The organism is Atopobiaceae bacterium, assembly GCA_022483015.1.
In the GTDB taxonomy this organism is placed as follows: Bacteria; Actinomycetota; Coriobacteriia; order Coriobacteriales; family Atopobiaceae; genus JALCUE01.
On record JAKVOB010000001.1, the window covers coordinates 2014364 to 2034837 of the forward strand.

At 65.7% G+C, this 20474-nt stretch carries 17 protein-coding genes and 1 pseudogene; 2 read left to right on the plus strand and 16 right to left on the minus strand.

Annotation, left to right across the window (positions count from 1 at the left end):
* Positions 1 to 167 precede the first annotated feature (167 nt).
* The 12 genes and pseudogenes from LKE50_08695 to rapZ form a co-directional block, all read right to left on the minus strand.
* Positions 168 to 1265 (minus strand): ATP-binding cassette domain-containing protein, encoded by a 1098-nt coding sequence (locus LKE50_08695; GenBank protein ID MCH3968665.1) that lies wholly within the window; start codon positions 1263 to 1265, stop codon positions 168 to 170.
* Positions 1258 to 2241 (minus strand): ABC transporter ATP-binding protein, encoded by a 984-nt coding sequence (locus LKE50_08700; protein MCH3968666.1) that lies wholly within the window; start codon positions 2239 to 2241, stop codon positions 1258 to 1260. The genes LKE50_08695 and LKE50_08700 overlap by 8 nt, the downstream gene beginning before the upstream one ends.
* Positions 2242 to 2246: 5 nt before the next feature.
* Entirely contained in the window at positions 2247 to 3188 is a 942-nt protein-coding gene (locus LKE50_08705) for an ABC transporter permease (GenBank protein ID MCH3968667.1), read from the minus strand.
* 5 nt (positions 3189 to 3193) lie between these two features.
* The gene (locus LKE50_08710) at positions 3194 to 4210 is read right to left on the minus strand and encodes an ABC transporter permease (protein MCH3968668.1); all 1017 of its coding nucleotides are present in this window, start codon (positions 4208 to 4210) and stop codon (positions 3194 to 3196) included.
* 125 nt (positions 4211 to 4335) lie between these two features.
* Positions 4336 to 5958, minus strand: a complete 1623-nt coding sequence (locus LKE50_08715) for an ABC transporter substrate-binding protein (protein ID MCH3968669.1) — start codon at positions 5956 to 5958, stop codon at positions 4336 to 4338.
* Positions 5959 to 6158: 200 nt separating this feature from the next.
* Positions 6159 to 6410 carry a preprotein translocase subunit SecG gene (secG, locus tag LKE50_08720; GenBank protein MCH3968670.1) on the minus strand — a complete coding sequence of 84 codons (252 nt, stop codon included), beginning with the start codon at positions 6408 to 6410 and terminating at the stop codon, positions 6159 to 6161.
* 96 nt (positions 6411 to 6506) lie between these two features.
* Positions 6507 to 8081, minus strand: coding sequence for a 2,3-bisphosphoglycerate-independent phosphoglycerate mutase (gene gpmI, locus LKE50_08725; protein MCH3968671.1), 1575 nt, complete (start codon positions 8079 to 8081; stop codon positions 6507 to 6509).
* Positions 8081 to 8863, minus strand: coding sequence for a triose-phosphate isomerase (gene tpiA, locus LKE50_08730; GenBank protein ID MCH3968672.1), 783 nt, complete (start codon positions 8861 to 8863; stop codon positions 8081 to 8083). Before tpiA ends, gpmI begins: the two co-directional genes overlap by 1 nt.
* Positions 8856 to 10049, minus strand: coding sequence for a phosphoglycerate kinase (locus LKE50_08735; protein ID MCH3968673.1), 1194 nt, complete (start codon positions 10047 to 10049; stop codon positions 8856 to 8858). The genes tpiA and LKE50_08735 overlap by 8 nt, the downstream gene beginning before the upstream one ends.
* 97 nt (positions 10050 to 10146) lie before the next feature.
* A complete protein-coding gene (gene gap, locus LKE50_08740) occupies positions 10147 to 11172 on the minus strand; it encodes a type I glyceraldehyde-3-phosphate dehydrogenase (GenBank protein MCH3968674.1) in 1026 nt (341 codons plus the stop codon).
* A 219-nt stretch (positions 11173 to 11391) separates the two neighbouring features.
* Positions 11392 to 12325 (minus strand): annotated as a pseudogene (gene whiA, locus LKE50_08745) (DNA-binding protein WhiA).
* Position 12326: 1 nt separating this feature from the next.
* Positions 12327 to 13202, minus strand: a complete 876-nt coding sequence (gene rapZ / locus LKE50_08750) for an RNase adapter RapZ (protein ID MCH3968675.1) — start codon at positions 13200 to 13202, stop codon at positions 12327 to 12329.
* Between the two features lie 288 nt (positions 13203 to 13490).
* Here rapZ and LKE50_08755 point away from each other — a divergent pair, with 288 nt between their 5' ends.
* Positions 13491 to 14393, plus strand: coding sequence for a polyphosphate kinase 2 family protein (locus tag LKE50_08755; GenBank protein MCH3968676.1), 903 nt, complete (start codon positions 13491 to 13493; stop codon positions 14391 to 14393).
* Between the two features lie 2 nt (positions 14394 to 14395).
* Here LKE50_08755 and uvrC read toward each other — a convergent pair whose 3' ends face one another.
* Positions 14396 to 16393 (minus strand): excinuclease ABC subunit UvrC, encoded by a 1998-nt coding sequence (gene uvrC, locus LKE50_08760; protein ID MCH3968677.1) that lies wholly within the window; start codon positions 16391 to 16393, stop codon positions 14396 to 14398.
* A 123-nt stretch (positions 16394 to 16516) separates the two neighbouring features.
* On the opposite strand from uvrC, the gene LKE50_08765 reads away from it, so the two are divergent.
* Complete coding sequence (locus LKE50_08765) at positions 16517 to 17794, plus strand: ATP-grasp domain-containing protein (GenBank protein ID MCH3968678.1); 1278 nt, start codon at positions 16517 to 16519, stop codon at positions 17792 to 17794.
* 10 nt (positions 17795 to 17804) lie between these two features.
* Here the strand turns inward: LKE50_08765 and LKE50_08770 are convergent, their stop codons facing one another.
* From LKE50_08770 to LKE50_08780, 3 genes are read right to left on the minus strand one after another with little or no spacing between them, the layout of a single operon-like run.
* A complete protein-coding gene (locus LKE50_08770) occupies positions 17805 to 18491 on the minus strand; it encodes an N-acetylmannosamine-6-phosphate 2-epimerase (GenBank protein ID MCH3968679.1) in 687 nt (228 codons plus the stop codon).
* A gap of 33 nt (positions 18492 to 18524) precedes the next feature.
* A complete protein-coding gene (locus tag LKE50_08775) occupies positions 18525 to 19490 on the minus strand; it encodes an ROK family protein (GenBank protein ID MCH3968680.1) in 966 nt (321 codons plus the stop codon).
* Between the two features lie 53 nt (positions 19491 to 19543).
* Positions 19544 to 20470: a dihydrodipicolinate synthase family protein gene (locus LKE50_08780; GenBank protein MCH3968681.1), complete on the minus strand. Its 927-nt coding sequence runs from the start codon at positions 20468 to 20470 to the stop codon at positions 19544 to 19546.
* Between the last annotated feature and the right edge of the window lie 4 nt (positions 20471 to 20474).

Sequence of the window (20474 nt, forward strand, 5' to 3'; positions counted from 1 at the left end):
GTTTACTCTCCCCTATCTGAAGGTCGATTGCAAGCAATTGACGGCGAAGGACCTGCCTTTGACGGGGAAACGACATATGCAGGGAACGAACCTGACACAGAGGGCGAGGGGTCGCCCCCACACATGTGGGACGACCCCTCGAGAGGTACCTTCCTGGTGTCGACGCCCTATTCCTCAGGCGTCATCCCGCGCGACTCGGGTCCGGAGTGGGCCGTACGCCCGAAGGTCTGGCTTGCCGACGTGCGCGAGAGGTCATGGGCCTTCGCCACGACGTCGTCGGGCGTGACGCCGTCATAGCGATGGCAGGCGCACCAATGGCCGGGGAGCTCCTCGTAGAGGTCGGGCATGGCCACGTCGCACGCGCCGATCTTGGCGAAGCAGCGGCTCGCGAAGCGGCAGCCTGCCGGCGGGTCGATCGGGCTGGGGACGTCGCCCTCGAGGATGATGCGCTTGCGGCGGAGCTTCGGGTCGACCGACGGGATGGCCGAGAGGAGCGCCTGCGTGTAGGGGCACAGGGGCTCATGGTAGAGCTCGCCCTTCTCGGCGACCTCCATGAGCTTGCCGAGGTACATGACGCCCACACGGTCAGAGATGTGCTTCACGACCGAGAGGCCGTGGGCGATGAAGAGGTAGGTGAGGCCGAACTCGTCCTGGAGGTCCCCCAGGAGGTTCAGCACCTGGGCCTGCACGGACACGTCGAGGGCCGAGACCGGCTCGTCGCAGACGATGAGCTTCGGGTTCACGGCCAGGGCACGGGCGATGCCCACACGCTGACGCTGGCCGCCCGAGAACTCATGCGGGTAGCGGTTGCGCATGTATGAGGCCAGGCCCACGCACTCGAGCAGCTCGTCCACGCGGTCGTCGACCTTGTCGGCGGGAAGCACGTTGTTGGTGCGGATGGGCTCGGCGATGATGTTGCCTACCGTCATGCGGGGGTTGAGGCTCGCATAGGGGTCCTGGAAGATGAGCTGGATGTCGCAGCAATGGCTCCTGCGCTCGCGATCGCTCATCGCCGTGAGGTCCTGGCCGTCGAAGGTGATGGTGCCCGACGTGGGCTTGAGCAGCCCCACGAGCATCTTGCCGATGGTCGACTTGCCGCAGCCCGACTCGCCCACGAGGCCGAAGCACTCGCCACGATGGATCTGGAAGGACACGTCATCCACGGCCTGAACGAACGAGGTCGGCTTGCCGAAGAAGTTCGAGTCGGCCACGAAGCTCTTGGTGAGGTGCTGCACGTCGAGAAGGACGTCGTCATCCTTAGCCATTGTTCCTCCCCTCCTCGTACAGGAAGCAGCGGACCGACCGACCGGGGTGCCCCGGCGCAGCCTTGAGCTCGGGGCGCCTCTCACGGCAGACGTCCATGCAACGGTCGCAGCGGTCCGAGAAGGGACATCCGGGCGGCATGTGCAGGGGGTTGGGTACCTGACCCCTGATCTGGTAGAGGCGCTCGTCCTCGTCATCCTCGATGCGCGGTATGGACTCGAGCAGCCCCAGCGTGTACGGGTGGAGCGGCTCCTCGAAGAGTTCCGTCACGGGCGACTGCTCCACGACCTGGCCGCAGTACATCACGACCACGCGGTCGGCCACCTCGGAGACGACACCGAGGTCATGCGTGATGAGCAGGACCCCCATGTTGTACTCCTCGCGTAGGTTGTAGATGAGGTCCAGGATCTGCGCCTGGATGGTCACGTCGAGGGCCGTGGTGGGCTCGTCGGCGATGAGGATGCGGGGGTTGCACGAGAGCGCCATGGCGATCATGACGCGCTGGCGCATGCCGCCGCTCATCTGGTGCGGGTAGTCGCGTGCGCGGTCCTCGGGGCTGGGGATGCCCACGACGCGGAGCATCTCGACGGCGCGCTCCCAGGCCGCGTCCTTCTTCAGGTCGGAGTGCACCTGGATGGCCTCGACGATCTGGTCGCCCACCCGGTAGACCGGGTTGAGGCTCGTCATGGGCTCCTGGAAGATCATGGAGATCTTGCCGCCGCGCACGGACTCCATCTCATGCTCGGACAGGGCCAGCAGGTCCTGCCCGTCATACGTGATGGAACCCGAGGCGACGTGCCCCGGCTCCTGGAGCAGGCGCATGATCGAGAGGCTGGTCACGGACTTTCCGCTGCCGGACTCCCCCACCACGGCCAAGGTCTCGCCGGCGTCGACGCCAAAGGTCACGCCGTCGACGGCGCGGACGATGCCCCTGCGCGTTGGGAACTCAGTCACCAGGTCTTTTACCTCGAGCAGCATGGGCGTCACTTCCTTCTCGACTTGGGATCGATGGCATCGCGGATGCCGTCACCGAGCAGGTTGAACGCGAGCACGGTGAGGGTGATGGCGAGGCCGGGATAGATCATGGTGTACGGGGCCGAGAAGATGTAGTTGCGGCCACGTCCGAGCATGTCGCCCCACTCTGCCGCAGGCGGCTGCACGCCGAGGCCCAGGAAGCCCAGCGCCGCGCAGTCGAGGATGGCGCCCGAGATGCCGAGCGTCGCGCGCACGATGATGGAGGGCATGACGTTGGGAAGGATGTGCCTGAAGATGATGGCGCTGTCCTTGTCGCCGATGACGCGGGCGGCGGCCACGTAGTCGTCCTGCTTGACCGACAGGATCTGGCTGCGCACGATGCGCGCGTACTCGGGGATGGAGACCAGGCCGATGGCCACGACCGCCTTGTCGATGCCGGTCCCCAGCGCGGCCATGAAGGCGATGGCCAACAGGATCGACGGGATGGCGAGCATGACGTCCATGATGCGCATGATGACGGTGTCGACGATGCCGCCCTTGTAGCCGGCGATGGCCCCCAGGGTCACACCGATGCTGAGCGAGATCGCGACGGCGAGGAGACCGACCGTGAGCGAGATCTGGGTACCCACGAGGATGCGGCTGAAGATGTCGCGGCCCTGCTGGTCGGTGCCGCACCAGTGCGCGGCCGAAGGTGCCGCGAAGGACTGCGAGAGGTCCTGCTCGTAGGGGTCGTATGGGAGTATCGACGGGAACAGCGCCGTGGTGACGGCGATGACCACGAGCAGCGCGATGAAGACCAGGCTGATCATGGCCGCCTTGTTGCCGCAGAGCGAGTACCAGACGTCCTTCCAGAGCGACTCGGGCTTCTCCTTGGCCTCCGCCTCGGGCGGGGTGTCGTTGGGGACCATGCCGGGCTTCTCGTCCAGCGTGGCCGAAGCGGTATCTGCCATTGCGCTCACCCCTCTTCCTTCGAGTACTTGATGCGGGGATCGAGGTAGGCATAGATGATGTCGACCACGAGGTTGATGATCACGAAGATGCATCCGATGAGAAGGACCACGCCCTGTACCACGGGGAAGTCGCTCTTCAGGATGCATTCGACGGTGTACTTGCCGATGCCCGGCCAGGCGAAGACCGTCTCGGTGAGGACGGCGCCGCCGAGGAGGCTCCCCAGCTGGAGGCCGATGACGGTGGTGATCGGGAGCATGGCGTTGCGCAGCGCATGGTGTCGAGTCACGACGCCCTTGCGCAGGCCCTTGGCGCGCGCGGTGCGGACGTAGTCCTCGTTCAGGGTGTCGAGCATGCTCGAGCGGGTCATGCGCGTGATGATGGCCATGGAGTACATCGAGAGCGCGAGCGCCGGCAGGATGATGTGCTGGAGGGCGTTGCCAAGCGCCTCGAAGTCACCCGAGAGCAGGGTGTCGATGAGGTAGAACCCAGTGCCTCCCACGGGCTGCAGCAGCGGGTCGATGCGGCCGCCCGAAGGCAGCAGGTGGAGCTGGCCGGCGAACAGGATGATGAGCAGGATGCCGAGCCAGAAGATGGGCATCGAGACGCCGACGAGCGCGATCACCATGGAGATGCCGTCGATGGCCGTCCCCTTGTGGACGGCGGAGACCACACCGAGCACGAGGCCCAGGATCGTGGCGATCACGATGGCGACGAGCGCGAGCTCGATGGTGGCCGGGAAGCGGCTCATGATCTCGGTCGTGACCGAGGTGTGCGTGTAGTACGACGTCCCGAGGTCACCATGGAGCGCTCCCCCGATGAAGTTGAGATACTGCACGACGATCGGGTCGTTGAGGCCGTTCGCATCCCTCCACGCCTGCATGGCGTCGGCAGTCGCATGCTCGCCGAGCACGACGGGCGCCGGGTCGGCAGAGAAGACGCGCATGATGAGGAACACGACGATGGACACGCCGAAGAGCACGAGGATCGACTGGAGGATTCTTCTGATGATGTACTTCGCCACTGGGCAGACCCCCTTTCCGTTATAGGGCCCTTTCAGGCTTCTTCACGTGACACGACAGGCCGAGCGCAAGGCCCGGCCTGTCGCATGACACCTCTGGCGCGGCATCGAGCCGCGGACAGGGGTTCCTACTTGGTCTTCGTGGCGCCCCACATCCAGACGTCGCCCGTCGGGTGGATGACGAAGTCCTTGACCTTGGGGTTGTAGCCGGCGAGGTTCTTGGAGTGCGAGATGAGCAGCCACGGCTGCTTCTCGGCAGCCATCTGCTCGCACTGGAGGTAGACGTCGTTGCGGTCGTCACCGTCAGGCGTGGCCACGCCCTTGGCGATGAGGGCCTTGTAGTCGGCATCGTCGAAGCGGGCGACGTTCATGGATACGTTGCTGTCAGCCAGCAGGTTCATGAAGTTGTCGGGGTCGCCATTGTCGCCGACCCAGCCATAGAAGCAGATGTCGTAGGCCTCGGTCTGGACCTTGGTCTTGTACGTGGTCCAGTCATAGGTGTCGATGGTGACCTCGACGCCCACCTTCTTGAGGTAGCCCTGGATGGCCTCGGCGAGGACCTGGCCGCCCTTGGTGTTGTAGGGACGCGAGTTGGAGTAGGTGATGCACTTCACGCTCGTGACGCCTGCGGCGGCGAGCTCGGTCTTCGCGGCATCGGCGTCATAGGCGGTCTGCGAGACGGCAGAGTCGTACGGTGCCATCCAGAGCGGCATGATCGAGGTGGCGACGGAGGCGTAGTCGCCGTAGAGCGAGCTCACCATCTCCTCGACGTTGACGGCCTTGGCGAAGGCCTTGCGGGCCTCGGCGGTCTTGAAGGTGTCGGAGGTGGTGTTGAACGCCATGTAGTTGATGTTCATGCCGTCCTCGTCATAGAGCGAGTTGCCGGCATCCGTGATGGTCTGGACCACGGAGTCGTCGATGCCGTCGATGATGTCGGCCTCGCCGTTGTTGAGGGCGGTCACACGGCTCGCGTTCTCCGAGATGAACTTGAAGATGATGTTGGGTGTCTTGGGGGCGTTGTCGGTGTCCCAATAGGAATCGTTGGCCTTGAGGACGACGTTCTGGCTCTTGGTCCACGAGACGAACGTGTAGGGGCCTGTGCCGCAGGGGGCCTCGTTGATGTTGCCGCCTGCCTTCTCGACGGCCGTGGGGCTCACGATGGGGGCAGCGAGTGCCATGGCGAGGTTCTTGAGGAACGGCGTGGAGGCGGCGACCAGGGTGATGACGAGCGTGGTGTCGTCGGGAGCCTCGACCTTCGAGACGCCGTTGCCCTCAGAGGCGGTGCCGAAGACGAAGGACGCGTAAGGCATGTCGTCGTTGCGGCTGCCCTCGAGCTGGCGCTCGATGGAGGACTTGCAGGCGGCGGCGTTGCAGTCGGTTCCGTCATGGAACTTCACGCCCGAGTGGAGGGTGAGCGTGTAGGTGAGGCCGTCATCGGAGACCTTGTACTCGCTGGCAAGGCCGGGCAGGATGTCGCAGTTGGTCTTGTCATAGCGGAGCAGGGTGTCATAGATGTTGCACATGATCTTGGCGGACTCGCCGTCGTCGACGTATGCAGGGTCAAGGCCACGAGGGTCGGAGCCCTGGGCGAAGGTGATGGTGTCGGCGAGGTCGCTCGACGTGCTCGAGGTCGTGGTATCGCTCGCACGCGTGCTGCCGCAGCCAGACGTGAACAGTGCCGCGCTTCCGGTGGCGCATACCGCCCCGAACAGCTCAACGAACTTCCGCCTGGACATGGTGGTCTGGTCCATGGGTTCCTCCTTGATGGGGTTTCGACCTTTCCTCGGTCTTGGTTATGTTAGGCGTAACCCATCGACCCCACGAGATATGGAACCATTTCATACGCAATTGTTAACCGTGACGAAACGCTTGTAACCGATTCGCAACGAAAGGGCCACCCGCCGCGCGATGCGGCAGGTGGCCCTTGGTTCGATGCAGGAATCCCGCGAGGCTACCCGATGGTGCCCACGGGGAACGTGAGCATCATGACCACGATCGTGACCGCGAAGACACAGGCAGCGATGACCGTGAGGCGATCGAGGTTGCGCTCCCAGACGCCAGAGCCCGCGTTGGAGTTATACATCGAGCTTGCGATCATGTCTGACACGCCCGTTCCCTTGCCCGAATGCATGAGGACGAGGACGATGACGGCCACGGCCGAGATGGCCCAGAGCACGACGCAGATGATATTGAGCACGCTCACGTTTGAACCTTTCACCCAAAGACCGGCGCCGTATACCGGCGCCGGTCTCGAATACGTCTGACCTGGTGGAGCTTACCACAGGTACGGCACCGAGCGCTAGCCCTGCACCAGAACCCTACCGGTCATCTCCTGAGGACGATCGACGTCCATCATCGCGAGGATGGTGGGGGCGATGTCCGAGAGGCGGCCGTCCTCGATGCCGGCGAGCTGAGGCTTCTGGTCATCAGCGACGATGAGCGGCACGCGATTGGTGGTGTGTGCCGTGAAGGGGTGCTTCTGACCCTCGGCATCGACGTCGTACATGTGGTCGGCGTTGCCGTGGTCGGCGGTGATGAGGGCGAAGCCGCCCTTCGCGAGGATGGCCGGGATGACCTTGGAGAGGCCGTCGTCGACGGCCTCGCAGGCCTTGACGGCCGCCTCGACCACGCCGGTGTGCCCCACCATGTCGCAGTTGGCATAGTTGACCACATAGAAGTCAGCGGCATCATCGTTGATGGCAGCGACGAGCTTGGCGGTAACCTCAGGCTCGCTCATCTCAGGCTGCAGATCGTAGGTCGCGACCTTGGGGCTGGGGACGAGCACGCGCGTCTCGCCGTCCTTGGGTGCCTCGACGCCGCCGTTCAGGAAGAACGTCACGTGGGCGTACTTCTCGGTCTCGGCGGTATGGAGCTGCTTCAGGCCGTGCTCGGAGAGCACGTCGGCAAGCACCTCGGGGGGTACCGTCTTGGGGAAGGCGACGTGGACGCCGAAGGAGGTGAACTCGGGGTCGTACTCCGTCATGGAGACGAAGTCGGCGAGCGCGGGGACCTTCTTACGGTCGAAACCGGTGAAGTCCTTCTGCATCATGGCGCGCGTCATCTCGCGGGCGCGGTCAGGACGGAAGTTGAAGAAGATCACGGCGTCGCCGTCGTTGAGCCCGCAGGGGTCGATGACCAGCGGGTCGACGAACTCGTCGCCACGAGGGTCCTTGGCATAGAAGGCCTTGAGGCCCTCGGCCGCGGACGGCGCGGAGACGCCCTCGCCACAGACGATGGCGTTGTAGGCCTTCTCGACGCGCTCCCAGCGGTTGTCTCGGTCCATGCCCCAGTAGCGGCCGGAGAACGTGGCGAACGCCGCGTCCGTGCCGGTCTGCTCTGAGACGTTGGCCAGGAACGCCGAGAGGTCCTCCACGAAGCCGACGCCCGACTGGGGGTCGACGTCGCGGCCGTCGCCGAAGCCGTCGATGCGGATCTTCTTGAGGCCACGCTCTGCGGCCATCGAGACGAGCGCCTCGGCATGGGCCATCGAGGAATGGACGCCACCGGTCGAGATGAGCCCCATGATGTGCAGGCACCCACCTGAGGCCTTGACGGATTCCATGGCGTTGACCAGGGCCTCGTTCTCCTTGATGGAGCCGTCCTTCACTGCGTTGTTGATGCGCGAGAGCTCCTGGAAGACGATCCGGCCGGCACCGATGTTGAGGTGACCCACCTCGGAGTTGCCCATCTGGCCGTCAGGAAGGCCCACGTCCTCGCCGGAGGCGCCCAGCGTGGTGTGGGGATAGGTCGCGTAGAGCGACTGGAGGTAAGGCATCTTGGCCAGCGACACGGCGTTCTCCGGACCGGCAGGAGCCAGTCCGCAGCCGTCCATGATCACGAGGAGGGCCGGGGTGCGCACGCTCTTGTCAGCCATTACTCCGCCGCCTTCTTGATCATCTCGGTGAAGTCGGGGGCCTTCAGCGAGCAGCCGCCGACGAGTGCGCCGTCGACGTCGGTCTTCTCGAGGAAGCCGGCGATGTTGCCGGGCTTGGCGGAGCCACCGTAGAGCACGCGGATGCCCTGGGCGATGGCCTCTCCGTAGATCTGGGCGAGCGTGGCACGGATGGCCCCGCAGACCTCCTGGGCGTTGTCGGCCGTGGCGGTCTTGCCCGTGCCGATGGCCCAGATGGGCTCATAGGCGACGACGAGCTTGGAGGCGTCAGGGACCTCTACGCCGTCGAGGGCGGCCTTGATCTGTGCCACGACGAAGTCGACATGCGTGCCGGCCTCGCGGACCTCGAGGGACTCACCGCAGCAGAGGATGGGGACGATGTCATGCGCAAGCAGGGCCTTGGCCTTCTTGTTGATGTCCTCGTCGGTCTCATGGAAGTAGCCGCGACGCTCGGAGTGACCGATGATGCAGTACGTGGCGTTGACGTCCTTGAGCATGTCGGGGGCCGTCTCGCCCGTGTAGGCGCCAGACTCCTCCCAATAGCAGTTCTGCGCACCGAGCGCGAACGGGGCGTGATCGAACTCGATGACGCCGGAGACGCCCTTGAGGTCGACCGTGGGCGGGCAGACGACGACGTCGACACCCGAGACCTTGGCCTCCTTGAGCTCGTCGGACAGGTTCTGCGCGAGCTCGACGCCCTCGCTGTAGGTCTTGTTCATCTTCCAGTTGCCCGCGATCATACGGGTACGGCTGTTGTTAGGCATCGAGCAGCGCCTCCACTCCGGGAAGGGCCTTGCCCTCGACGAGCTCCATGGAGGCTCCGCCACCGGTGGAGATCCAGCTCATCTTGTCTGCAAGACCGAACTTGTTGATGGCCGCGACGGAGTCGCCACCACCGATGATTGACGTGCAGGACTCGTTCTCGGCGATGTCCTCTGCCACGGCCTGCGTGCCGTGCGCGAACTGGTCCATCTCGAAGACACCCATGGGGCCGTTCCAGAAGATGGTGGCAGCACCCTTGATGGCCTCTGCATAGAGGGCCTCGGTCTTGGGGCCGATGTCCATGCCCATGCGGTCGTCGGGGATCTTGTTGGAGTCGACGACGGTGCCCGTGGCGTCCTCGCCGAAGTGGTCGGCGACGATGTTGTCAACGGGAAGCAGGAGCTTCACGCCCTTGTCCTCGGCCTTCTTCATCATCTCACCAGCGCGCTCGACCCAGTCGGGCTCCTGGAGCGACGTGCCCACGGTGTAGCCCTTGGCCATGAAGAACGTGTAGGCCATGCCGCCACCGATGATGAGGGTGTCAGCGGAGTCGATGAGGTGGTCGAGGACGCCGATCTTGGACGAGACCTTCGAGCCACCGACGATGGCGACGAACGGACGCTTGGGGTCGGCGAAGATGCCCGTGAGGGTGTCGACCTCCTTCTCGAGCAGGAAGCCCGCGACGGCCGGGATGTAGGCGGCGGGGCCCACGACAGAGCCCTGTGCGCGGTGCGCGGTGCCGAAGGCATCGAGCACGAAGATGTCGCCGTAGCTCGCAAGGCGCTTGGCGATCTCGGGGTCGTTCTTCTTCTCGCGCTTGTCGAAGCGGACGTTCTCGAGCACGAGCACCTGACCGGGCTTCACCGCGTCGACGGCAGCCTTGGCCTTGTCGCCGTAGGTGTCGTCGCAGAAGATGACGTCGAAGCCGGTGAGCTCGCGGAGCTTGTCAGCAGCGGGCTTGAGCGAGAGCTCGGGCTCGGGGCCGTCGCCCTTGGGGCGACCGAGGTGGCTCATGAGGATGACGCGGGCGTTGTGCTCCACGAGGTACTTGATCGTGGGGATGGCAGCCTTGACGCGGGTGTCGTCGGTGACGACGCCGTCCTTCAGGGGCACGTTGAAGTCGACGCGCTCGAGCACGCGCTTGCCGTCGACGTCGATGTCGCGGACGGTCTTCTTGGTGAATGCCATGCTTTCCTCCTTCAAGGAAAAGGGCGCGGCCGCGCAACGTGTGCTGCGACCGCGCCCTACTTCGTCTACTTCGGGCTTTGCCACGGAGCAGATATGCTTAGGCGACGAACTTCTCGAAGTACTTGATGGTACGGACCATCTGCGAGGTGTAGGAGTTCTCGTTGTCGTACCAGGAGACGACCTGGACGAGGTACTCGCCGTTGTCGAGCGGCTGGACCATGGTCTGCGTGGCGTCGAAGAGCGAGCCATAGGTCATGCCGATGATGTCGGAGGAGACGATCTCGTCGGTGTTGTAGCCGAAGGTCTCGGGGTCGGAGGCGGCCTTCATGGCAGCGTTGACGGAGTCGACGGTGACCTCGGAGTCGGACTTCACGACGGCATAGAGGAGCGTGGTCGAGCCGTCAGCCACGGGGACGCGCTGGGCGGAGCCGATGAGCTTGCCGTTGAGGTCGGGGAGCACGAGGCCGATGGCCTTGGCGGCACCCGAGGAGGCGGGGGTGATGTTCATGGCGCCGGCACGGGCACGACGCAGGTTGCCCTTGCGCTGGGGGCCGTCGAGGATCATCTGGTCGCCGGTGTAGGCGTGGATGGTGCTCATGATGCCGCTCTGGATGGGGGCATAGTCGTTGAGCGCCTTGGCCATGGGGGCGAGGCAGTTGGTGGTGCAGGAGGCGGCGGAGATGATGTCGTCGTCAGCCGTCAGGATGTCATGGTTGACGTTGTAGACGATCGTGGGCAGGTCGTTGCCTGCGGGAGCGGAGATGACGACCTTCTTGGCGCCGGCATCGATGTGAGCCTGGCTCTTGGCCTTGGAGGTGTAGAAGCCGGTGCACTCGAGGACGACGTCGACACCGAGCTTGCCCCAGGGGAGGTCCTTGGCGTCCTTCTCCTTGTAGATGGTGATCTGCTTGCCATCGACCGTGATGGAGGAGTCATCGAAGGTGACCTCGTGCTCACGGGCATAGTTGCCATGCATCGTGTCGTACTTCAGAAGGTGGGCGAGCATCTCAGGGGAGGTGAGGTCGTTGATGGCGACGATCTCGGAGCCCTCATGGCCAAACATCTGCCTGAAGGCGAGACGGCCGATACGACCAAAACCGTTGATAGCAACCTTGACTGCCATTCTTTCTCCTTTCGGGGGCCCTTCCGAGACGCTCTTTGCGCCGTTCCGGACCACAACTGAACCACGGTGATGATACTACCGCTTTATCGGGCGCTCAAATCACTCATCAGGCAATCGACTGAAAAACTCACCCAAAACCGCAGCGCAACGCAATAGTTGACCACGTCTGGGTGGTCAAGATGGCCGGCTCGTCCCCGGAGGTGCGGCCTGCCGCGCGAGTCAGCCGCGCGCCTCGGCGAGAAGGGCCTCGAGCCTCAGGACACGGTGATACAGGGCGGACTTCGAGAGGATGGGGTCGCTCATCTGCCCCAGGTCCCTGAGCGACAGCTCGGGGTACTCCCGACGCAGGTCGCAGAAGGCGCGCAACGCCGGCGGCAGGGCGTCGAGACCCACCTCCTGCTCGACCTGGTCGATCAGGTCGAGCTGGTCGGCCGCCGCACCGCACGAGCGGGCCTGGTTGGCCATCTCTGCGTTGACGCGACGGTTGACGTCGTTCTTCACCGACTTGAACCTGCGTGCCTGCCCGACGGCCAGGGCCGTACGCGTCGCCCCCAGCGCCATGAGCAGACGCACGACGTCATCGAAGCTCTTGAGGTAGATGGCAAACGCCCCACGCCGGCGGTTGAGCCGCGCCTTGACGCCAAGGCGCGAGCAGAGCGAGACGAGGTCGAGGGCGAGGTCCTCCCCCGTCACGGCCATCTCGAGGTGGAAGTCGCCCCGGGGGTCGGCGACGAAGCCGCCAGCCATGAACGCACCCCGCACGAAGGAGGCACAGCAGCAGTCGCGCTCGACGAGCCGACGGGGGATGCCCTGGGCGAGGCCGCGCCCCGGGACGAGGACCCCCATGCGCACCAGGGCCTTCTCGAGGTCCGCCTGGTCAGGGCACCTCGATGAGGTAGTTCCGGGTCTTGTGCAGCACCGACCTGCGCACCGTCAGCTGCGTGTCGAGGTCGAAGCACTTGTGGACCAGCTTGATGACCATCCGCGCGACGGCCCCCGTCTCGGTGGCCACCTTGAGCGAGTAGTTCCCCGAGCCCCTGAACGAGAGGGTGCCGCACACACGCACGAGGGCGGCGAGCTCGGCGATGTCGCATTCCGGGCAGGTACCCTCCACGCGCGAGAGCTCGTCCTTGACCTCTGCCGTGAACGACACGTCAGGCCCTCTCGGCACGAGGGAGGTCACGATGGGTGACCTCGACCTGGTAGCCCTGGGCCGCGAGGTAGCCGGCCGTGGAGTTGGCGAGCGTGACCGAGCGATGCTGCCCGCCGGTGCATCCGATGCCTATGGAGAGCTGTGACTTCCCCTCGGAGACATAGCCGGGCATGACCGCGTCGAGCAGGTCGTACCAGGCCTTGAGGAAGCGCTTGGTCTCGGGGCGCTCGAGGACGAACGTCGAGACCTTCTCGTCCATGCCCGTGAGGTGCCGCATCTCGGGGTCATAGAAGGGGTTGGGCAGGAAGCGGACGTCGATGACGAGGTCGGCCTCGTCGGGCATGCCGTACTTGAAGCCGAACGAGAAGACGTGCACCTCGAGGAGCTGCTGGTCCGAGAGCTCCGAATAGAGCGACTGGATCTTCCGCCTGAGCTGGAGCGGCTTGAGCGAGGAGGTGTCGATGACATAGTCGGCACGCGCGCGGACGTCCGCGAGCTGGACGCGCTCGCGCTTGATCGCCGAGAGCGTCGACTCGCCCTCGGACGCGATGGGATGCCTGCGTCGCACGGAGCTGAACCGGCGACGCAGGACCTCGTCCGTGGCGTCGAGGAAGAGGATGCTGTAGCTCATCTCATGGTCGTAGAGCTCGTCGAGCGCCCCAAGGAGCTCGTCGAACAGGCCCTGGCTCCTGAGGTCGCACACGATGGCGAGATGCCGCCCCACCCCCGTGTTGATGCCCACGACCCGCGCGAGCGTGAGGATGAGCGAGGGAGGGAGGTTGTCGATGACGTAGTAGCCGAGGTCCTCGAAGGTATGCATGGCCTCGGTGCGACCGGCCCCGCTCATGCCGGTGATGATCACGACGTCGGAGGCCATGCCGTCGCCCTGGCGGCGGACGTCGTCAGGGACCTGCGCCACCTCCCGGGGACCCATGCCCCTCTCGGAATCCTCTGCCATGACCTCTCCCTCTGAAGACCCGCCACGAGTGCGCGGTCGCCTGCCCCATCGAGCCGTTGGTCTGAGTATACCCGCTCGCCCCCCGGCCAGATGCCCGGTCACCATGCGCCCACGCCCGATGGCGGCCACGTGAATAGATGCCGCCCCCGTCGGCAATATATTGCCGTAAGGCGTGCTCCGAGGCGCCCAGGCGGACAAGGAGACACCATGGAACTCAAGGACTGCCGCATCGACGGATCGACCCACTTCAAGATCGACGAGCACCCCACCTGCATGCACATGGACAAGGCCCTGAAGGCAGACTACGTGGCACGGACCGAGGCCAACAACCAGCGCATGAGCGAGCTGCAGGACAAGCTCTATGCCGAGGGTCGCGAGGGCGTGGTGATCCTGCTCCAGGCCATGGACGCAGCTGGCAAGGACTCGACGATCAAGCATGTCATGAGCGGCGTGAACCCCCAGGGGGTCGACGTCTTCAGCTTCAAGCAGCCCTCGACCGAGGAGCTGGCACACGGCTACCTCTGGCGCGCGTCGCGCGAGCTTCCCCGCCGAGGCAAGATCGCCCTCTACAACCGTTCGTACTACGAGGACGTGCTCGTGGTGCGCGTGCATGACCTGAGGAAGGGCTATTCCATGCCCGACCGGTGCCTCGACCTCCCCGAGAAGGAGTTCTTCGACCACCGGTTCGACCAGATCAGGTCGTTCGAGGAGTATCTCTATGACAACGGGTACCGCGTGCTCAAGATCTTCCTGAACGTCGGCCTCGAGGAGCAGAAGCGGCGCTTCCTCGCGCGCATCGACGACGAGAGCAAGAACTGGAAGTTCTCGAGCTCCGACCTCAAGGAGCGCGCCCGTTGGCCCCAGTACATGCAGGCCTACGAGGATGCCATCAACGGCACGTCCACCAAGCACAGCCCCTGGTTCTGCATCCCAGCCGACCAGAAGTGGTTTGCCCGTTGGCTCGTCTCGGAGGCCGTGGTCGACGTCCTCGAGGAGTGCGACCCGCACTATCCCAAGCTCCCCAAGGAGCAGCGCGAGCAGCTGGCAAGCTACAAGAGCGAGCTCATGGGCACGGCCGAGGAGGACGGGCCGACCGAGGGAACCGAGTAGGGTCAGCCCCTCCCGTCGTCATCCCCTGCCGCCTTGCGGCCCTTCGCGAGCTCGGCGTCCCATCCACGCAGGGTCTCGAAGACGTTCCGGGCCACCGCATCGGGGATGCCGTCCACGGCCGAGATTTGCTCCAGGGTCGCCCCGCGTAGCCTCCGCATCCCGCCGAATGCCTTGAGCAAGGCCTTCTTCCTCTTGGGACCGAGGCCCTCCACCTCGTCGAGGACGGACTTGGTCATGGCCTTGTCGCGAAGCTCGCGATGGAAGGTGATGGCGAACCGGTGGGCCTCGTCGCGCACGCGCTTCACGAGGTAGAGCGAGGCGGACCCGCTGGGAAGGACCACGGGCGTGTCGTCCCACGGCACGAACAGCTCCTCGTCCGACTTGGCGAGACCTGCCACGGGGATATCGAGGCCAAGCGCCGCAAGCTGTTCCATGGCTGCGGTGAGCTGGGGCTTCCCGCCATCGAGAATGAGCAGGTCGGGCTTCGACCCGAAGCGCTCGTCAGCCATGCGCTCAGGCGAGTAGCGCCTTGCCAGGACCTCGCCCATCGAGACGAAGTCATTGGCCTCGTCGAGCTCCGTGCGCACCTTGAAGCGCCGGTACTGGCCCTTGTCGGGGTGCCCTCCCGTGAAGACGACCATCGACGCCACCGTGAAGTTGCCATGGATGGTCGACACGTCGAAGCATTCGATGCGCATGGGTGCCTCGTCCAGGGCGAGCGCGCTCTCGAGCTCGGTGAGCGCGAGGTTGGAGCGCCGGTCCTCATAGCCCGTACGCAGCTCGTAGCGCATGAGGGCATGGTGCGCGTTGGCATCGGCCATCTGTCGGAGGTGGGCCTTCTCGCCCCGCTTGGGGACATGGAGGCAGACCTTGCGCCCGCGCAGGTCGGAGAGCCATGCCTCGAGCGCCTCGGCATCGTCGAGGGCCACGGACACGTCGACCTCGAGGGGGAGGTCGCCGGTATGGCCGTAGTAGCGCTTGACGAAGCCCGAGACCAGCTCCTGCTCACCCACGTCGAGACCTTTGTCGAGGATGAACTCGCAGGTGCGGACCACCCTGCCCTCGCGGACCACGAAGACGCAGGCGCCCGCGATCGTCTCCTCGCGCCAGAAGCCGAGCACGTCGGCATCGAGGGCGGTCGGGAACACCACCTGCTGCTTGTCGTCGAGGCCCTCGATGACCTCGAGCCGGCGCTTGATGCGCGAGGCCCTCTCGAAGTCGAGGCCGTCCGCCGCCTCCTGCATCTCGGACGTGAGCTCCGAGACGAACCCGCCCCGATGACCCGAGAGGAACCGCTCCACCTGGGCGACGTTGTCCGCATACTCCTCGGGCGAGATGGCCCCGCAGCAGACCCCGGGGCCGCGCCCCACGTGGTAGTCGAAGCATGGCCTTCCATCCTCGGAGCACGACATGGTGAGGAGGCTGGCGTCGTCGGGGTGCGCGTCCGCCATGCGCTTGACGCGACGCCACTCGGCACAGCCTGCCGAGCACAGGGGCACGACCCGCCGCACGATGTCCACCGTCTCGCGTGCGGCACGGGCATCGGTATAGGGACCGAAGTACCTGGTCCCCGCCTTGTGACGCTCGCGCGTGTACTTGATGGCCGGGAACACGTCGCCCTTGGTGAGCGCGATGAACGGGTAGCTCTTGTCATCCTTGAGGTCGACGTTGTAGGGAGGGCGGTACTGCTGGATGAGGTTGATCTCGAGCACGAGGGCCTCGTGCTCCGAGGTGACCACGACGTAGTCGAAGCTCGCGACCTCGGCCATGAGGAGCGGTATCATCGCCCGGTCGTCGGTCTGCTGCACGTACTGGCGCATGCGTGCACGGAGGTTCTTGGCCTTCCCCACGTAGAGGACGTTGCCGGACGCGTCCTTCCAGAGGTAGCAGCCAGGGTCCGTGGGCACGGACTCCACCTGCCTCGCCAAAGATGGTGCCTCGGACACGCGGGCCTCCCCTCCCCTGGCCCCTCGTGCCGCGAACCGCCCGGGGGACGTCATCTGACAGAGTGTAGCCGAGTCGAGGTGGGCGTCCGGTGCATGGGCGACGTCGCGGGAAGAAACCCGTAGAATGTGTGGGGCAAGGGCCGTTCAGGCCGGAGGCGCGAGCGTAGGAGACAAGGGATGTCGAAGACGGGACCGATGGCAGGGCAAGGAACCTCTGGGAAGTCCCAGGGGCCGCGACATGACCTGGTCCCCGTCGTCATCGGAGGTGACATCGGGGTCTATGCCATAGGCCGCGAGTTCCATGAGGCCTTTGGGACCAAGGTCGCCTGCGTCTCGGACGGCTGCATCGGGGCCATCCGCCACTCCTCCATCTTCGAGCAGCATGAGGTCCCCGACCTCGAGCCCGACACCATCGCCCGCGCGCTGTCACAGATCGGCGAGGCTGCGCCCGACGCGCACGTCGTCGTGATGCACAACACGGACCATCTCGTCGACGTCCTCGGCCAGGTCGCTGACGACCTCCCGTCCAACGTCACCTGCGCGATTCCCGGCAAGGAACCCTGCAGGCTCCTCTCGGACAAGGTCACGTTCGCCCAGTGCTGCCGCCAGCACGGCCTGGACGTCCCCGAGACCGAGGTCGCCCACCTTGCCGGCAGCTCGCCGATCGAGCCGACGTGCATACCCTTCCCGCTCGTGGCCAAGCCCGCCGTCTCGGCAGCCTATGCGCACCTCCTGCGCCAGGGGTTCAAGAAGGTCTACTTCATCCATGCCCAGCATGAGCTCGACGAGCTCTGGGGGCAGCTGCGCGACGTCGGGTTCGAGGGGGACTTCCTCGTCCAGGAGCTCATCGAGGGCGACGACACCTACATGGACTCGCTCACCATCTATATGGGGGCCAACGGCAAGGCGACCATGCTCGGCAGCGCGCAGGTCCTTCTCGAGGACCACGCCCCCACCATGCTCGGCAATCCCGTGGTCATGGTCACGCGCCCGATGCCCGAGCTCTGGGAGAAGGTCGAGGCGATGCTGGCCGACGTCGGCTATCACGGCTTCGCGAACTTCGACATCAAGCGCAACAGGAGGGATGGCCGCTCGGTCTTCCTCGAGATGAACCCCCGCATCGGGAGGAACTCGTTCTATAACCTCGCCGCCGGAGTGAACCCGATGCGCGTGCTCGTCGACGATGTGGTCGACGGCATCGACGCGGGCTGCCTCAAGGCGGAGGAGAAGATCCTCTACACGCTCGTGCCCACGAGCCTCATCCCGACCTACCTGCGCGACCCCGACCTGCTTGCCGAGGTGCGCGCCCTCATCGCCGAGAAGCGGGTGTTCGACCCCCAGCGCTACCAGGCCGACTCAGGTCCGAGGCGCATGCTCGACGTCGAGCTCACGGAGCGCAACCAGGTCAGGAAGTTCGCCCGGTACTACCCCGAGCCCACGGACACCTCGTTCTAGGCCTCCCCTGCTATGCCTTCGCGGCCTCTGCGAACCAGGCCGTGATGGATGTGGGATGCGTGATGGCCGTACCGGCCACCACGGCCCAGGCCCCCGCCTCGAGCGCGGCCGTGACGTCGGCCGGGGTGTGGACCCTCCCCTCGCAGACCACCGGGCGGCCAGGAAACTCCTGCGCCGCCTGATGGAGCAGGACGAGGTCAGGACCGTCGTCCCGGGTGCAGTCGACGGCAGCGACGCCATGCGAGAGGGTCGTCGAGCACAGGTCGCAGCCGGCGGCAAAGCCACGCCGTATGTCCTCGATGGAGGCGCAGTCCGCCATGAGAATGGCGCCCTCGTCCTTGAGGGCCCCGACCGTCTGCTCGAAGGTGAGGCCGTCCGGTCGAGGGCGCGCGGTCGCGTCGAGGGCCACGACGTCGGCGCCGGCCATGATGCAGGCACGGGCATGTCGGAGCGTGGGCGTGATGTAGACGCCCTCATGCCCCTCCTTCCACAGGCCGATCACCGGTATGTCGACGCAGCCCTTGATGGCGGCGATGTCAGAGAGGCCCTGACACCTGATGGCGGCGGCACCGCCGAGCTCGCAGGCACATGAGATCTGTGCCATGGTCTCGGGATGTCGCATCGGCTCACCTGGGTAGGCCTGGACGCTCACGATGAGCTGATGCCTGAGCGAGTCGATGATCTCTGTGGAACGCATCGGGTTCTCCAATCGCATCAACGAAGTCGGAACTTATCCGCGCAGCTCTGCATAGGCAGGCACACGGAGGTTCTCCGCGGCGCCCACGAGCGGTGCGTCGCCCCCAAGAGCCCCCTCGAGTATGGGCGTTGCCGCCACGGGGTCCATCGCCTGTGAGGCGAACCCTTCCGCGAGGGCCTCGTGCCAGACGCGCCCGGACTGCGCGACGGACCCCGAGAGGATGATCCCTGCCGGGTCGAGCGTGTTGCAGAGCGATCCGAGCACGCCGCCCAACGCACGGCCGGCGCGCTCCTCGGCCGAGACGGCAGACGGGTCGCCGGCATCGGCAAGACGGCTCACCTCGGCCCCGCCTATCGGCATGCCGTCAGGGCGACAGGACGTGCCCGACGCAGCCACGTAGGCAGCGACGATGCCAGGGCCGGACGCGATGGGCTCGAGGTGGCCGCTCCTGCCGCACGAGCAGGGGATGCCCTTGGCCTCGAGGCAGGAGACGTGGCCCACGTGGCCCGCCACGTCATGGGCGCCGAGCATGATGGTACCCCTTTCGACGAAGGCCCCGCCGATGCCCGTGCCCACAGCCACCACGAGGCAGCTCCCCAGGTCACGGCCGGCCCCCCAGCGTGCCTCGCCGAAGGCATGGGCGTGGACGTCGCCCATCACCCGGACGGGGACGCCGCAGGCACCGGACAGCTCCGCCGCCAGGTGCGTGCCGCCCCAGCCGGGCATGAGGTCGTTGGCAAAGGTGACGTCGCCCGACCGGGGGTCGATGACGCCCGCGCTCGACACACCGATGCCCGCGACGTCACCGCCTGCCGTCGAGAGGACGGCCTTCGCGAGGTCGATGACCCGGGAGAGCACGGCCGCACCACCACGCAGGGCATCGGTCGGGACCTTCTCGACGGACCCCACGAGGGGCACGTCCCCTCCGAGGTCCACGATGCCGCACGCTATCTTGGTGCCACCGATGTCGAGGGCGACGACCTTCGTCTTGTCTGGCATGTCCTCTCCTCCCGGACGCCTGCCCGGATCCTCCCGAGCAGACGGGACGATGGTTAGTTGATGAGCCCTGCCTTGCGCAGGACGACACGTATGGCCTTGACGTTCTCTCCCTCGAGGGCCTCGACCGGCAGCGACATCTGGTTGGTCGGGAAGATCCCCATCTCGCGCAGCGCCGTCTTGAAGGCGCCCACGCCGGCACCGAAGCCGCCGACGCCCTTGGTCACGGACGTGATGGACATGAGCTTGGCGAGGCGGTCCTGCTCGGCCGCGACCTGCTTCCAGTCACCGGCCTGGTAGGCCTTCCACTGGCGGACGTAGCCGTAGGGGTCGATGTTGGCCAGACCCGGCACCGAGCCGTCAGCACCCGACAGGTAGGCCCCGTCGACCACGATCTCATGGCCGGTGAGGACGGAGAGGGGGTGTCCTGCCTCCCGGTTGTAGATGCAGAGGTAGCGGAAGGCGATGTCGTCCGCCGAGGAGTCCTTCACGCCGGCGAGCACGCCGTCGCGGCCCAGGCGTACGAGCATGTCCGTGTCGAGCTTCTGGTGCACGCAGACCGGGATGTCATAGGCGAACATCGGGGTGTCGACGTGCTCGTGGATCGCACGGAAGTGGTTCTCGACGTCATGGGGCCCGGGAAGCGCGTAGAAGGGCGCCGTCACGACGATGGCATCCACGCCGAGCTCGGTCATGGCATCGGCGTGCCGGATGACGCGCTGGGTCTCCGTGTCGATGCATCCCGCGAGCACAGGCACGCGATGGTCGACGATCCTCAAGGCCTCCTTGATGACCTGGGCGCGACGCTCGTCATCGGAGAAGGCCACCTCGCCCGAGGAGCCGAGGAAGAACAGTCCGTTGACACCAGCCGAGATCAGCCGTTCTATGTGGCGCTCGAATGCCTCGACGTCGAGCTCCCGGTCCTGCGTGAGCGGCATGACGACGGGAGGGACGACACCTGAGATCTTGAAGCTTTGAGCCATGAGA